The sequence below is a fragment of the Pseudomonas sp. 58(2021) genome, from assembly GCF_017491585.1.
Taxonomy (GTDB): Bacteria; Pseudomonadota; Gammaproteobacteria; order Pseudomonadales; family Pseudomonadaceae; genus Aquipseudomonas; species Aquipseudomonas fluorescens_BT.
This window is the reverse complement of record NZ_JAFGYZ010000001.1, coordinates 32,666-46,967: the sequence shown is the minus strand read 5'-3', so window position 1 is coordinate 46,967 and position 14,302 is coordinate 32,666. Positions and strand designations below refer to the sequence as shown.

The window sequence follows — 14,302 nt, the reverse complement described above, 5'->3', positions numbered from 1 at the left end:
CGATGGCATCAGATGTTCTCAAGAAGACGCTGACTCCTTGTAAGCCTTCAACGCCTTGAGCCTTTCACGCTTGAGTGCTTCGCCCAGTTCCGGGCCTTTGAAACCCTTTTCCAGCAACGGTTGAACCGCAACGGCCCGGGCAGCGCTGGCGGCGCCGCGCAGGTAATCCGCCTGTGGGTAACTTCGCTGTTCAAGTCCTTTGCGTCCCCGGGCGTCCATCTCGCACGCCACGATGAATGCTTCGAAGCGCTGCGGTCGACGATAAACATCAAAACTTTGCAGCAACTCCAGCAAGGTCGAAGCCTTCAGTTCCAGCGCGCGATGGCCGTGGGTGTGGTACTGACCGACCAGAAGAGCCAGTTCCTGGCAGTCCTTCGGCGCCTTGAAGCGTTCATTCACGGCCGTGATCAGCTTCAAGCCCTTGTGTTCGTGGGCGATGTGCCGCGGCCATTGCTCTTCCGGGGTCAGGCCCTTGCCGAGATCGTGCAGCAGGCAGGCCCAGCGTACCGTCAGTGGTTGTTTGTGCAGGGCGGCTTGCTCAAGCACGCTCAGTGTGTGAATACCGCTGTCGATTTCCGGGTGATGAACTTCCGGTTGCGGGATCCCGAATAATGCATCGACCTCTGGCATCAGCACCTTCAGGGCGCCGCAATCACGCAATACCTGAATGAAAATCTGAGGCTGGTCTTCCATCAAGGCACGGGAAATCTCTTTCCAGCTACGCTCGGCAGTCAACGCTTCGAGTTCGCCGGACTCACTGAGCTGGCGCATCAGGTCCATCGTTTCGGGGGCCACCGTAAAACCCATTCCCGCATAACGGGCGGCAAAGCGCGCAACACGCAGGACTCGCAGCGGATCTTCGGCGAAAGCGGGGGAAACATGACGCAGAACCCGGTCTGCGAGATCGCGCTGGCCGTGGAAGGGATCGGTCAGGTTCTGCTGATCGTCTTCGGCCATGGCATTGATCGTAAGGTCGCGGCGGATCAGGTCTTCTTCAAGCGTGACCTCGGGGCTGGCGTGAAAGGTGAAGCCGCCATAACCGCGACCGCTTTTGCGCTCGGTGCGGGCCAGGGCGTACTCCTCACCGCTTTTCGGGTGAAGAAAGACAGGGAAATCCGCACCTACCGGGCGAAAGCCCTTGGCGAGCATTTCTTCGGTGGTGGCACCGACCACCACCCAATCGATATCGGTGACCGGTTTGCCCAGCAGGCGATCACGTACTGCGCCGCCGACCTTGTAAATCTGCATAAAAAACCTCCGTTGGCCCGACAGGATAACCCTTGCGCCGGACTTTCGGAGGCCAGAACGGGATCAAAGATGAATGACAGCCAGATCGAGCCGACCGTAATCCCCTTCACCGTGTTCGCTGCGGGGTGGAACGTGGTGGGTTTTCATGATCTGGTCGCCCTGCAGGGTTTCCAGATGAATGTCGAAACCCCATAAACGATGCAGATGTTTGAGTACCTCTTCGGTGGAATCGCCCAGCGGTTTTCGGTCGTGCTGCTGGTGACGCAGGGTCAGTGAGCGGTCGCCGCGTCGGTCGATACTGTAGATCTGCACGTTCGGCTCGCGGTTGCCCAGGTTGTATTGCGCAGCAAGCGTTTCGCGAATGATCCGGTAACCGCCCTCGTCATGAATGGCGGGTACCAGCAGATCGTCTTTCTGGTCGTCATCGAGGATGCTGAACAGCTTCAGGTCGCGGATCACCTTCGGCGACAGGTACTGCAGGATGAAACTCTCATCCTTGAAGCTGCTCATGGCGAACTTGATGGTCGACAGCCAGTCGCTGCCGGCGATTTCCGGGAACCAGCGGCGGTCTTCCTCCGTAGGCTCTTCGCACATGCGCCGAATATCGCGGTACATCGCAAAACCCAGGGCATAGGGGTTGATGCCGTTGTAGTAGGGGCTGTCGAATCCCGGCTGGAATACCACGCTGGTGTGGGACGTCAGGAATTCCATCATGAAACCGTCGGTGACCAGCCCTTCGTCGTAAAGGTCGTTCATCAGCGTGTAGTGCCAGAAAGTCGCCCAGCCTTCGTTCATCACCTGGGTCTGGCGCTGTGGATAGAAATATTGGGCGATCTTGCGCACGATCCGCACGATTTCCCGTTGCCACGGCTCCAGCAGCGGCGCGTGTTTCTCGATGAAGTACAGGATGTTTTCCTGGGGCTCGGCCGGGAAGCGTGCGTTGTCCTTGTCGCTGAACTTGTCCGCGCCTTTTGGAATGGTGCGCCACAGGTCGTTGATCTGTTTCTGCAGATGCTCTTCACGGTCCTTCTGCCGACGCCGCTCTTCCTCGGCGGAAATCGGGTATGGGCGTTTGTAGCGGTCGACGCCGTAGTTCATCAAGGCATGGCAGGAGTCGAGCAGGTCCTCTACCGCGTCGATGCCGTGGCGCTCTTCGCACTGCATGATGTACTGCTTGGCGAACACCAGATAGTCGATGATCGAACTGGCATCGGTCCAGGTGCGGAACAGGTAATTGCCCTTGAAGAAGCTGTTGTGGCCATAACAGGCGTGGGCCACGACCAGTGCCTGCATGCAGATGGTGTTCTCTTCCATCAGATAAGCGATGCACGGGTCCGAGTTGATCACGATCTCGTAGGCGAGCCCCATCTGCCCGCGGCTATAGGATTTCTCGGTACTGAGGAAGTGTTTGCCGTAGGACCAGTGGTGATAGCCCAGCGGCATGCCGACCGAAGCATAGGCGTCCATCATCTGTTCGGCGGTGATCACTTCGATCTGGTTGGGATAGGTGTCCAGGGCGTAGCCGGCCGCGATCCTGGCGATTTCGCGGTCGTAGGCCTGGATCAGCTCGAATGTCCATTCGGAGCCGGTGGATATCGGTTGGCGCTTCTGCTCTTTGGCGGTCATGTCACTAACCTGCGCTGGAAGAGTTCACGGAAGACCGGATAGATATCTCCGGCCGAGACCAGCTGCTGCTGGGCAAAAGTGTCGGAAAAGGCTTCGGCGATGCGTTCGTATTCGTACCACAGGGCCTGATGTTCGCGCGGGGTGATCTCTACGTAAGTGTAGTACTGCACGAACGGCATGATCTGGTTGATCAGGATGTCACGGCAGATCGGCGAATCGTCGTTCCAGTTGTCGCCGTCGGAAGCCTGGGCCGCGTAGATGTTCCATTCGTTGCTCGGGTAGCGCTCGGCCATGATCTCCTGCATCAGTTTCAGGGCGCTGGAGACGATGGTGCCGCCGGTTTCCCGGGAATAGAAAAACTCTTCTTCGTCCACTTCCCTGGCGCTGGTGTGGTGGCGAATGAACACGACGTCGATCTTGTCGTAGTTGCGCTTCAGGAACAGGTACAGCAGGATGAAAAAGCGTTTGGCGATGTCCTTGGTCGCCTGGGTCATGGAGCCGGAAACGTCCATCAGGCAGAACATCACGGCCTTGGAGCTGGGGTTTGGCTGCTTGATCAGCAGGTTGTACTTGAGGTCGAAGGTGTCGAGGAAGGGCACGCGATGAATGCGCGCGCTGAGTTTCTCTATTTCCGCTTCCAGGTCTTGAATGTCGCCGAAATTGTCCGGTTCTTCGCGTTTCAGGCGCGCCAGCTCTTCCTTGGCCTCGCGCAGTTTGGCGCGACTGCTGCCGGACAGCGCGATTCGTCGGGCATGGGCCGAGCGCAGGGTGCGGATGATGTTGATCCGGGACGGATTGCCTTCATTGCTGATCCCGGCACGCACAGTCTTGAAGGTATCGGTACCGGTCAGATTGCGTTTGACCAGGTTCGGCAGTTCAAGGTCTTCGAACATGAACTCGAGGAATTCTTCCTGGGTGATCTGGAAGACGAATTCATCCATGCCTTCCCCGGAGTTGCCGGCCTTGCCCGGTCCGCGGCCTCCGCCACCTCCCGGAGGACGCGCAATGTGTTCGCCTGCGGTGAATTCCTTGTTGCCGGGATGAACCACGGTCTGCTTGCCGCCGCGACCATGGTGAAGCACCGGTTCGTCGATATCGCGACCGGGAATGCTGATCTGCTCGCCGTGCTCCATATCGGTAATGGAACGCCGGCTGACCGCCTCTTCGACAGCCTTCTTGATGTGGTCACGGTAACGCCGCAGGAAGCGCTGACGGTTCACCGTGCTCTTGTTCTTGCCATTGAGACGTCGGTCGATCACATAACTCATGACTGCTCCTTAGAAGCTGTCCTGCAAAGGGCGAGCGGTCATGCAGCATTTAACCGAAGACTGGGGACGCAAACGCTCCCCCAAGCGCTTTGGGTGCTGCCTGAACCTTGCTAACGCCTTTTGAACACCTTCCAGAGGCCTGTGTAGCAGAAAATGCGTGCACAGACCTCGGGCTGACGACAACCGGTCTGACCGGCCGCGGTTTACTGTGATTTTCTGACCCGCAGATACCACTCGGAAAGCAGTCGTACCTGTTTGTCGGTGTAGCCGCGCTCGACCATTCGTGTAACGAAGTCGTTGTGTTTCTGTTGATCCTCTTTGCTGGCCTTGGCATTGAAGCTGATGACCGGCAGCAGGTCCTCGGTGTTCGAGAACATTTTCTTCTCGATGACCACCCGCAGTTTTTCGTAGCTGAGCCAGGTCGGGTTCTTGCCGTTGTTGTTGGCCCGTGCGCGCAATACGAAGTTGACGATTTCGTTGCGGAAATCCTTCGGATTGCTGATGCCGGCCGGTTTCTCGATTTTTTCCAGTTCCTCGTTGAGGGCGACGCGGTTGAGGATCTCGCCGGTTTCCGGATCGCGGTATTCCTGATCCTGAATCCAGAAGTCCGCATACAGCACGTAGCGGTCGAAGATGTTCTGGCCGTACTCGCTGTAGGACTCGAGGTAGGCGGTCTGGATCTCCTTGCCGATGAACTCGATATAACGCGGTGCCAGGTACTCTTTCAGGTAACGCAGATAGCGTTCGCGGGTCTCGGCCTGGAACTGTTCCTGTTCGATCTGCTGTTCCAGTACATAGAGCAGGTGTACCGGGTTGGCGGCGATTTCATGGGGATCGAAGTTGAAGACCTTGGACAGGATCTTGAACGCGAAGCGGGTCGACAGTCCGTTCATGCCTTCGTCGACACCTGCTGCGTCGCGGTATTCCTGGATCGACTTGGCCTTCGGATCGGTGTCCTTGAGGTTTTCGCCGTCATACACGCGCATCTTCGAATAGATGTTGGAGTTTTCCGGCTCCTTCAGGCGTGACAGTACGGTGAACTGCGCCAGCATCTTCAGGGTGTCCGGCGCGCAATGAGCCTTGGACAGAGAACTGTTGAACAGCAGCTTGTCGTAGATCTTCACTTCGTCGCTGACCCGCAGGCAGTACGGCACCTTGACGATGTAGATCCGGTCGATGAAGGCTTCGTTATTCTTGTTGTTGCGGAAGGTGTGCCACTCCGATTCGTTGGAGTGGGCCAGCAGGATCCCGGTGAACGGAATCGCGCCGAGGCCTTCGGTACTGTTGTAGTTGCCTTCCTGAGTGGCGGTCAGCAATGGGTGGAGCACCTTGATCGGTGCCTTGAACATTTCGACGAATTCCATCAGGCCCTGGTTGGCCCGGCACAGCGCACCGGAGTAGCTGTAGGCGTCGGCATCGTTCTGCGGGAATTCTTCAAGTTTGCGGATATCGACCTTGCCCACCAGCGCGGAGATGTCCTGGTTGTTCTCGTCGCCCGGTTCGGTCTTGGCCACGGCGATCTGGTTAAGGATCGACGGGTACAGCTTGACCACGCGGAACTGGCTGATGTCGCCACCGAATTCGGCCAGGCGCTTGGTGGCCCATGGCGACATGATGGTGTTCAGGTAGCGCCGGGGAATGCCGAAGTCCTCTTCGAGGATCGCGCCATCTTCGGTGGCGTTGAACAGACCCAGCGGGGACTCGAATACCGGTGAGCCCTTGATGGCGTAGAAGGGCACTTTTTCCATGAGTTGCTTCAGCTTCTCGGCCAGGGACGATTTACCGCCACCGACAGGGCCGAGCAGGTAGAGGATCTGTTTCTTCTCCTCGAGTCCCTGGGCGGCATGGCGGAAATACGACACGATCTGGTCGATGCATTCTTCCATCCCGTGGAAGTCTTCAAAGGCCGGATAGCGGCGGATCACCTTGTTGGAGAAGATTCGCGACAGCCTCGAGTTGGTCGAGGTGTCGAGCAGCTCCGGTTCGCCGATAGCCATTAACAGACGCTCGGCGGCGGAAACGTAGGCGCTGCGATCCTTTTTGCACAGTTCCAGGTATTCCTGCAGCGAGAATTCTTCCTGGCGTGTGGACTCGAAGCGTTGTTGGAAGTGGCTAAAGATACTCATGACGTCACCTCGCTCGATACGTGGAGCCGACGCCGGATCACTCAGTCGATGCTGGCAAGCAGCCGCGATGGCAGCTGTTGTTTACCCCCCAGAACCCTTTCGCGATCGACAACCGCGAAAGTCACTCCCGATGACCCGTGCGCCGGTGTACCGGCTCTCCCCTGTTTTGGATGGCCTGGGCTTAAGGATAGTTGGGAATTCGGGAGGTAAAGGCGAGATACGTAATAATGTGTGGCAGACCGTTCGTCTGCCACCGCGCGAGCCCACGGAAGCCGGGGCCTCGCACGCTACAAAAAAATTATTCGGAGGTGCCTTGCGCGGTTTCCGAAGGAAAAGTCGTACGCCACAGTTCGAAGCCGCCGTCCATGCTGTAGACGTCGGAGAAGCCCTGACTGACGAGATAAGCCGCGGCGCCCTGGCTCGAGTTGCCGTGGTAGCAGACCACGACGGTCGGTGCGTCGAGGTCGGCCCCCTGGATGAAGGCATGCAGGGAATGATTGTCCAGATGCTTCGAGCCGCTGATGTGCAGCGCAGCAAATGTGGCTGGATCGCGGACGTCGACCACTACGGCACCTTGCTCGCGCAGGGCCTGGGCCTGTTCCGGGGGGATTCGTTTGAATTCGCTCATGGCGGGTTCCTGTGGCACGGCTGAAGGCACAGTCTAACGCGGGGCGCTGACTGGCGAAGTTTCGGTGATCGGTGGTGCGACGGGAGGCAGGGCGCCGCCGTGTTCGTCGCATTTGCACGACAGCCGTTCAAAGCTGTCCACGTTCATCAGGGTCAGGCTGCCGCCCCACACGCAACCGGTGTCGAGGGCTGAAATGCCTGGCTCGTGGACGTCGCCTTCAAGCGCCGCCCAGTGGCCGAAAATGATCCGCAGGCCGCGGGTCTTGCGTTCCTTGTGCTGGAACCACGGCTTGTAGCCCGGTGGCGCGGTGTCCAGACCTTCCTTGCTCTTGAGGTCGAGCTTGCCTTCGGCGGTGCAGAAGCGCATGCGCGTGAAGTAGTTGGTGATGACCCGCAGGCGGGCCACGCCTTTGAGTTCGCTGTCCCACTTCGCCGGTTCGTTGCCGTACATGCCGTCCAGGAAGAGGGGCAGCAGGTTATCGTCACGCAATGCGGTCTCGACTTCTTCAGCGTATTTGAGCGCTTTGCGCAGCGACCATTGTGGTGGGATGCCCGCATGCACCATGGCCACCTCGCGCTGTTCGTCGTAATGCATGAGTTTCTGTTGGCGCAGCCACTCCATCAGATCGGCGCAGTCCGGTGCTTCAAGGATTTCACGCAGCGTGTCGGACTTCTTCATGCGCTCGATGTTCTTCTCCGCTGCCAGCAGGTGCAGGTCGTGGTTGCCGAGCACGCAGACCAGCGAATCGCGCATGCCATACAGAAAGCGCAGGGTTTCCAGCGATTGCGGGCCGCGGTTGACCAGATCGCCCACCAGCCACAGCCGATCCACCGCCGGGTCGAACGCGACCTGCCTGAGCAGGCACTTGAGCGGTTCCAGGCAGCCCTGCAGGTCGCCGACGGCATACGTCGCCATCAGTGCAGGGCTCCGGGCACGGCGAGGCGGAAGGGTTTGATGATCGCATCGAAATGCTTGCCGTCACTGGCGACCATTTCATAGCTGCCCTGCATGGTGCCGACCTTGGTGGTCATGACCGTACCGCTGCTGTAAGTGTGGCTTTTTCCCGCATCGATGAGCGGTTGCTGGCCTACCACACCGGCGCCGCGCACTTCTTCGACATGCCCGTCGCCATCAGTGATTACCCAATGCCGGGACATCAGTCGGGCCGGTTGTTCGCCATTGTTCTGCACGGTGATGGTGTAGGCGAAGGCGAAGCGGTCGTGCTCGGGTTGCGATTGGTCTGCCAGATAGTGAGTAACGACGCTGACATCGACCTGATAACGAGGATCGGACATGCAAGAGGCCTTAAGGACTAAGCGAGACGCGGGGTGTCGCCGGTGGGTTGAGTCTAGGCAAGTATCGGGCAGGAGACCAGAGCGGCGTCCTGCCCGGGAGCGGTCCTTGCCTGTCAGTCGGCTGCCGGTGCTGGTGCAGGCTGATCGGCGAGCTGGTCGGCCAAACGCACGAAGGCAGCCAGATCGAGTTGCTCGGGACGCAGGCTGCCATCGACGCCGGCGGCCTCGATTTCGGCGTTGCTCAGCAATTGCTTGAGGGTGTTGCGCAGGGTCTTGCGGCGCTGGTTGAAGGCTTCGCGCACGACGCGCTCCAGCAGGCGGTGATCCTTGGCCGGGTGTGGCAAGACCGCGTGCGGCACCAGGCGCACGATGGCCGAGTCGACCTTCGGCGGAGGATTGAATGCGCCAGGGCCAACGTTGAACAGGTGTTCGACCCGGCAGTGATACTGAACCATGATCGACAGGCGGCCCCAGTCGCCGCCACCCGGGCCTGCGGCCAGACGCTCGACCACTTCCTTCTGCAGCATGAAGTGCATGTCGCGAATGATCGCGGCATTGCTCAGCAGGTGGAAAATCAGCGGCGTGGAGATGTTGTACGGCAGGTTACCGACCACGCGCAGGCTGTTCGGCGCAGCATTCAGGGTATTGAAGTCGAACTTCAGTGCGTCGCCCTGATGCAGGTTGAAGTTACTCTTGCCGGCAAACTGCTGGTTGAGGATCGGGATCAGGTCCTTGTCCAGTTCAACTACGTCCAGCTGTGCGCCGGAGTTGAGGATGCCGGCGGTCAGTGCACCCTGGCCCGGCCCGATTTCCAGCATGCGGTCGCCGGCCTTGGCACTGATGGAGCGCAGGATGCGGTCGATGACGCCGGCATCGTGCAGGAAGTTCTGGCCAAAGCGTTTGCGCGCCTTGTGTTGGTATTGCTCGGTCATAAACGGGTCTCGGCCATCTGGTAGGCGGTTTCCAGGGCGACCTGCAGGCTGCCGGTGTCGATCTTGCCGCTGCCGGCCAGATCCAGGGCGGTGCCGTGGTCGACCGAAGTGCGGATGATCGGCAGGCCCAGGGTCACATTGACTGCGGCGCCGAAGCCTTTGTATTTCAGCACGGGCAGGCCCTGATCGTGGTACATCGCCAGCACCGCGTCGCAGTGCTCCAGATATTTGGGGGTAAACAGAGTGTCGGCAGGCAGCGGGCCACGAAGGTCCATGCCCTCGCCGCGCAGGCGCTCCAGGGTGGGTTCGATGATGTCGATTTCTTCATGGCCCAGGTGTCCGCCTTCACCGGCGTGCGGGTTAAGCCCGCAGACCAGGATACGCGGTTGGGCGATGCCGAATTTGTCTTGCAGGTCGGCGTGCAGGATCCGCGTGACCCGTTCCAGTCGCTCCGGCGTGATCGCATCGGCGATGTCGCGCAAGGGCAGGTGAGTGGTGACCAGCGCCACACGCAAACCGCGGGTGGCAAGCATCATCACCACTTGGGCGGTGTGGGTCAGGTCGGCGAGGAATTCCGTGTGGCCGGAAAAGGCGATACCGGACTCGTTGATCACGCCCTTGTGTACTGGCGCTGTGATCATCCCGGCGAAGTCGCCGTTCAGGCAGCCATTGCCGGCGCGGGTCAGGGTTTCAAGAACGAATGCGGCGTTGGCCTTGTCCAGTTGCCCGGCGACCACAGGGGCGCTGAGCGGGGTATCCCAGACATAAAGGCTGTTGGCTGGCGCCGGAGCATCCGGCCAATGACCGGGCGAAACGGGCAGCAGACTGACGGCCAGCCCCAACTGCGCGGCCCGCTCTTGGAGCAGGTCGCGGCTGGTGATGGCAATCAGGGGATGTGGCTGGGCTTGCGAGGCGAGCAGCAGGCACAGGTCGGGACCGATGCCGGCTGGCTCACCGGGAGTCAGCGCGAAACGCTTGGGTTTCACTGCGCTGCCTGGTCTGCACCAGGGAGTTTGATTTCTACGTACGCTTCGTCACGGATCTGACGCAGCCAGGTCTGCAGCTCTTCGTCGTATTTGCGGTTACGCAGTACGGTCATCGCTTGCTGCTCGCGGGCCTGTTCGGTGCTGTCGGTGGCGCGACGGCCAAGGACTTCCAGAACGTGCCAGCCATACTGGGTCTGGAACGGCTTGGACAGCTGACCCTGTGGGGACTTGGCCATCACGGCGCGGAATTCCGGTACCAGTGCGTTCGGGTCGATCCAGTTCAGGTCGCCACCATTGAGGGCGGAACCCGGGTCTTCCGAGTATTTTTTCGCCAGTTCGGCGAAATCTTCACCGGCTTCGATGCGGTTATACAGCGACTGGGCCAGTTCCTTGGTCTTGGCTTCGTCGCGGACCGGACTTGGCTTGACCAGAATGTGGCGCACATGCACTTCGTCGCGCATCTGGCTTTCGCCACCGCGTTTTTCCAGCAGCTTCAGGATGATGAAACCACCCGGAGTACGTGCCGGTTGAGTGATGTCGCCCGGCGACATGCTGCTCAGCTCGCGGTCGAACGGTGGGGGCAGTTGAGCGGCTTTACGCCAGCCCATGTCGCCGCCTTCGAGGGCGTTGTCGCTACCGGACCTGGCAACGGCCAGTTGACCGAAGTCAGCGCCTTGCTTGAGTTGCTGGTAAACCTCCATCGCCTGGCGTGCAGCGCTCTGAATCGCTTCGGAGCTGGCGCTTTCCGGGGTAGGAATCAGGATGTTGGCCAGGTGCAGTTCTTCGGACAGTTGCATCTTGCCAAGGTCGGAGGCGAGGAAGTTCTTCACTTCCTGCTCCGATACCTGAATGCGTTCTGCAACACGACGCTGACGCACACGGCTGATGATCATTTCCTTGCGGATCTGCTCACGGGCGCCGTCGTAACTCAGGCCATCTCGGGCCAGGGCCGCGCGGAACTGGTCGACAGTCATGTTGTTGCGCTGGGCGATGGTACCGACAGCCTGGTTCAGTTCTTCATCGGTGATGCGGATGCCGGAGCGTTCGCCGATCTGCAGTTGCAGGTTTTCGACGATCAGGCGCTCGAGCACCTGTTGATCCAGCACGCCCGGAGGCGGCAAGCCGCCGCCACGCTTGGCGATGGTTTGCTGAACTTCGTGGACACGTTGATCCAGCTGGCTCTGCATGACCACGTCGTTGTCGACGATGGCCACCACTTTGTCGATGGGCTGTACCGCGGCGTTGGCCGCGGTACCCAGGAACAGCGCGCCCAGCATCAGCGGGCGCAGACAATCAGAAAGCTTGGTCTTCACGTTGACGATAACCTTGGATGCCTTTGTCGAGGAAGCTCTCAGTCTTGGCGCCAGTGAGGCCGCCGAGTCCCTTCAGAACAATTTGGAGGAAGACGCCGTGGTCGCCTTTTTCGTTTTCCGGGGCCTGCTGACTGAACTCGTCGTAGGACACCCAGTAACGGTTGATCAGGCGCAGTTTCCAGCAGCAGTTGTCGTATTCGAAACCACCGAAGGCTTCCAGCGTACGATTGCGGTTGTAGTCATACTGCCAGCGGCTGATGGCGCTCCACTGTGGAACGATCGGCCAGATGACCGAGAAGTCATGCTGCTCGATCTTGTAGTAGTCCTTCACGTAATTGGCGTCGCCCGGACGACCGTAGTCGCCACCACCCACTGTCCATTTACCGGTGTTCTGGTCGTAACGGACCTGGTCGTTGCGATAGCGATAGCCGACGTTGACCACCTTGTTCGGGTTGTCTTCAGGCTGGTAGTGGAACATCGCACTGCCCGAACGCGGGCTGTGGCTGTCCGGATCCCAGTTGTAGTCGGCCGTGGTGCGCCAGTCGCGGTTCCAGCGATATTCGTATTCCAGTGCGTAAGGCGAAACGTTGGAGCGTGCGTCGTCGCGATCGGCGAAGTCGACGCCCGGCAGTTGAACCTTGCGATCCTTGAAGTACAGGGCCTGGCCGACGCTGATGCGTTGACGTTCGAAACCGTCGTCTTCGATCCAGCGGCTGGTCACGCCCAGCGACAGCTTGTTCTCGTCACCGACACGGTCGGCACCGGAGAAGCGGTTGTCGCGGAACAGCGACGCGTAGCTGAAGGTGTATTCGCTGGTGTCGAACGCCGGGATGTCTTTCTGGTCTTTCTCCGGAACATAGAGATAGAACAGACGAGGCTCGAGGGTCTGACGGTAGTTCTTGCCGAAGTAGGACGTGTTGCGGTCGAAGTACAGACCGCTATCGATACTGGCAATCGGAACACCACGGTTCTGCGAGCTGTTGAACGACTCGCCCAGCTTGGATGCATTGTTGCGGTTGGTCACCAGGTCGTTTTTGCCTTGGCCGTCGAGGTCAAGGTCATACTGGGTGTACTGGTACTTCAGCGATGGCTTGATGAAGCCATACGTCCAGTTCATCGGCAGGCTGACGCCCGGTTTCAGATTCAGACGCGTGCCGTTGGCGCGATCCAGGCCTGCTACGTTGGTATCGAGACGAGGCTGAGGGTCAGTTCCGTCTTTATTCGTGTAGCTGCCAGTCAGCAGATCCCGATCAAAGCGAACCAGCTCCGTCTCGTAATCGAAATTCAAACCTTCCGGATGGAACGGCAGCTGACCATTGAAGGTGATCTGCGGCAGGCGGTCATACGGGGTGATGCTCGACACGGTCGCCAGCTGGTAGGCCTGGGCATTCAGACGGGCCGTGTAGCTGTCGCCACGATAAGAGATCGAACCCTGCTGGTTCACATAGTCGGCACTCTTCACGCCGATCTGATCGGTTTCCAGATCCTGGAAATAGTACGGATCGCTGATCTTGGTGTAGTCGACCTGCGTGAATACGCGCGAATCCAGGCCACCCTTGTGTTGCCAGTTGTACATGTATCGGGTTTGCTTGGAGTCGGTCTGCAGGTCGCGGTCGTGGTCCTCGTCGTTGAGGAACGCAGCACCGAACTGACCTTCGCTGGACTTGGTCAGGTAACGGAATTCGCCTTCCACCAGCATGCCGCGCTTGCTCATGTAGCGCGGGTACAACGTGGCATCGTAGTTCGGCGCCAGGTTGAAGTAGTACGGGGTCACCAGCATGAAGCCGGTGTCGGTGCTGGTGCCGATGGTCGGCGGCAGGAAGCCCGACTGACGACGGTCGTCGATCGGGAAGTAGATGTACGGGGTGTAAAGGATCGGAATGTCCTTGACCCGCAGCGTCACGTTGGTCGCGGTGCCGAAGCCGGTGGCAGGGTTCAGGGTGATGTTGTTGCCCTTGAGCTGCCAGGCGTTGCTGTTCGGTTCGCACGTGGTGTACGTGCCGTCCTTCAGGCGGATGATCGCGTTTTCGGCGCGCTTGGCGTACAGCGCGTTACCGCGGATGCGCGACTTGTGCATCACGTATTCGGCGTTGTCGACTTTCGCTTCACCGGTGTCGAGCTGCACATCGGCGTGGTCGCCGACGATCAGCGCGCCGTTGTCACGGATGCGCACGTCGCCCTTGAGTTCGGCGCGGCTCTCGGCCTGGTAGAGGCTCGCTTCCTGGGATTCGACCTGCATGCTGCCCTGGCGCAGAACCACATCACCGGCCAGTGTGCCGACCTGATCTTCGGTGTTGTAGCGCGAGGCTTTCGCGCCGATGAAGGTCGGGGCGTCACTTTTATTCGTCTTGTCATTCATGCCAGGACGAATCGGTTCGATATAGGAACCAGAGCAGTAAGGACCGGTCTCGGCCAGTTGGGCGGCGGTGAGCTTCTCGCGCGGAACCCAGTCGAGGTGACTGTAGTCTTCGCTACGGGATTTCAGGCCACGGCCCTTGGACTCGGTGACGAGCACGGGTTTTGGCCCGGCGTCCGAAACCGTACCGTTCTCGGCCGGGGCTTCGCCGGTGGCGCTGACGGCACTGCCGTCATGCACCGGACGCGGCGGCAATGCCGCTGCCGGCGTCTTCGGCGAACAGGCCCAGCCGCCCGTAGCCGAGACGGCGCAGTCATACTGCTCGGCGGCGACAACGAATGAACTGGCCAGAGGTTGCATAGCCAGCAGACTGCCGGTTACCAACAACGGAAATTTTTTACGAAACGCGGGGGATTTCAATGCCATCTTATTAGTCCGGGCTTCCTGCGTGCCATCTGCCCGCGGTGTGGGCCGCACGCCTCTCGATGGTCTGAAAAAGATGCTGGATAATAAAGCATGACCCG

The 14,302-nt window shown here is 59.7% G+C and carries 11 protein-coding genes; all 11 read right to left on the bottom strand.

Going from position 1 to position 14,302, the window contains the following annotated elements; translation table 11 throughout:
* Positions 1-18: 18 nt before the first annotated feature.
* The 11 genes from J5M72_RS00215 to J5M72_RS00165 all read right to left on the bottom strand — a co-directional run bounded on the left by J5M72_RS00215 (position 19) and on the right by J5M72_RS00165 (position 14,204).
* On the bottom strand, positions 19-1,248 hold the full coding sequence (locus J5M72_RS00215; protein ID WP_207863703.1) for a multifunctional CCA addition/repair protein: 1,230 nt from the start codon (positions 1,246-1,248) through the stop codon (positions 19-21).
* Between the two features lie 63 nt (positions 1,249-1,311).
* Complete coding sequence (locus J5M72_RS00210) at positions 1,312-2,874, bottom strand: SpoVR family protein (RefSeq protein ID WP_169432165.1); 1,563 nt, start codon at positions 2,872-2,874, stop codon at positions 1,312-1,314.
* Positions 2,871-4,142: a YeaH/YhbH family protein gene (locus tag J5M72_RS00205; protein ID WP_169432164.1), complete on the bottom strand. Its 1,272-nt coding sequence runs from the start codon at positions 4,140-4,142 to the stop codon at positions 2,871-2,873. The genes J5M72_RS00210 and J5M72_RS00205 overlap by 4 nt, the downstream gene beginning before the upstream one ends.
* Before the next feature lie 203 nt (positions 4,143-4,345).
* Positions 4,346-6,268 (bottom strand): PrkA family serine protein kinase, encoded by a 1,923-nt coding sequence (locus tag J5M72_RS00200; RefSeq protein ID WP_064599839.1) that lies wholly within the window; start codon positions 6,266-6,268, stop codon positions 4,346-4,348.
* A gap of 298 nt (positions 6,269-6,566) precedes the next feature.
* Positions 6,567-6,896, bottom strand: a complete 330-nt coding sequence (gene glpE / locus J5M72_RS00195; RefSeq protein ID WP_007959911.1) for a thiosulfate sulfurtransferase GlpE — start codon at positions 6,894-6,896, stop codon at positions 6,567-6,569.
* Positions 6,897-6,929: 33 nt separating this feature from the next.
* The gene (locus J5M72_RS00190) at positions 6,930-7,811 is read right to left on the bottom strand and encodes a symmetrical bis(5'-nucleosyl)-tetraphosphatase (protein WP_207863702.1); all 882 of its coding nucleotides are present in this window, start codon (positions 7,809-7,811) and stop codon (positions 6,930-6,932) included.
* Positions 7,811-8,191: a Co2+/Mg2+ efflux protein ApaG gene (gene apaG, locus J5M72_RS00185; protein WP_169432162.1), complete on the bottom strand. Its 381-nt coding sequence runs from the start codon at positions 8,189-8,191 to the stop codon at positions 7,811-7,813. Before apaG ends, J5M72_RS00190 begins: the two co-directional genes overlap by 1 nt.
* A 113-nt stretch (positions 8,192-8,304) precedes the next feature.
* The gene (gene rsmA / locus J5M72_RS00180; protein WP_207863701.1) at positions 8,305-9,123 is read right to left on the bottom strand and encodes a 16S rRNA (adenine(1518)-N(6)/adenine(1519)-N(6))-dimethyltransferase RsmA; all 819 of its coding nucleotides are present in this window, start codon (positions 9,121-9,123) and stop codon (positions 8,305-8,307) included.
* The gene (gene pdxA / locus J5M72_RS00175) at positions 9,120-10,109 is read right to left on the bottom strand and encodes a 4-hydroxythreonine-4-phosphate dehydrogenase PdxA (RefSeq protein ID WP_119427644.1); all 990 of its coding nucleotides are present in this window, start codon (positions 10,107-10,109) and stop codon (positions 9,120-9,122) included. The genes rsmA and pdxA overlap by 4 nt, the downstream gene beginning before the upstream one ends.
* A complete protein-coding gene (gene surA / locus J5M72_RS00170) occupies positions 10,106-11,422 on the bottom strand; it encodes a peptidylprolyl isomerase SurA (RefSeq protein WP_169432159.1) in 1,317 nt (438 codons plus the stop codon). The genes pdxA and surA overlap by 4 nt, the downstream gene beginning before the upstream one ends.
* On the bottom strand, positions 11,403-14,204 hold the full coding sequence (locus J5M72_RS00165; RefSeq protein ID WP_207863700.1) for an LPS-assembly protein LptD: 2,802 nt from the start codon (positions 14,202-14,204) through the stop codon (positions 11,403-11,405). Before J5M72_RS00165 ends, surA begins: the two co-directional genes overlap by 20 nt.
* Positions 14,205-14,302: the final 98 nt, after the last annotated feature.

Bases quoted from the DNA above. Each gene is read 5' to 3' on its own strand.
- J5M72_RS00210 (WP_169432165.1), bottom strand. From the start codon at position 2,874: ATGACCGCCAAAGAGCAGAAGCGCCAACCGATATCCACCGGCTCCGAA.
- glpE (WP_007959911.1), bottom strand. From the start codon at position 6,896: ATGAGCGAATTCAAACGAATCCCCCCGGAACAGGCCCAGGCCCTGCGC.
- apaG (WP_169432162.1), bottom strand. From the start codon at position 8,191: ATGTCCGATCCTCGTTATCAGGTCGATGTCAGCGTCGTTACTCACTAT.
- J5M72_RS00165 (WP_207863700.1), bottom strand. From the start codon at position 14,204: ATGGCATTGAAATCCCCCGCGTTTCGTAAAAAATTTCCGTTGTTGGTA.
- J5M72_RS00205 (WP_169432164.1), bottom strand. From the start codon at position 4,142: ATGAGTTATGTGATCGACCGACGTCTCAATGGCAAGAACAAGAGCACG.
- J5M72_RS00215 (WP_207863703.1), bottom strand. From the start codon at position 1,248: ATGCAGATTTACAAGGTCGGCGGCGCAGTACGTGATCGCCTGCTGGGC.
- J5M72_RS00190 (WP_207863702.1), bottom strand. From the start codon at position 7,811: ATGGCGACGTATGCCGTCGGCGACCTGCAGGGCTGCCTGGAACCGCTC.
- rsmA (WP_207863701.1), bottom strand. From the start codon at position 9,123: ATGACCGAGCAATACCAACACAAGGCGCGCAAACGCTTTGGCCAGAAC.
- J5M72_RS00200 (WP_064599839.1), bottom strand. From the start codon at position 6,268: ATGAGTATCTTTAGCCACTTCCAACAACGCTTCGAGTCCACACGCCAG.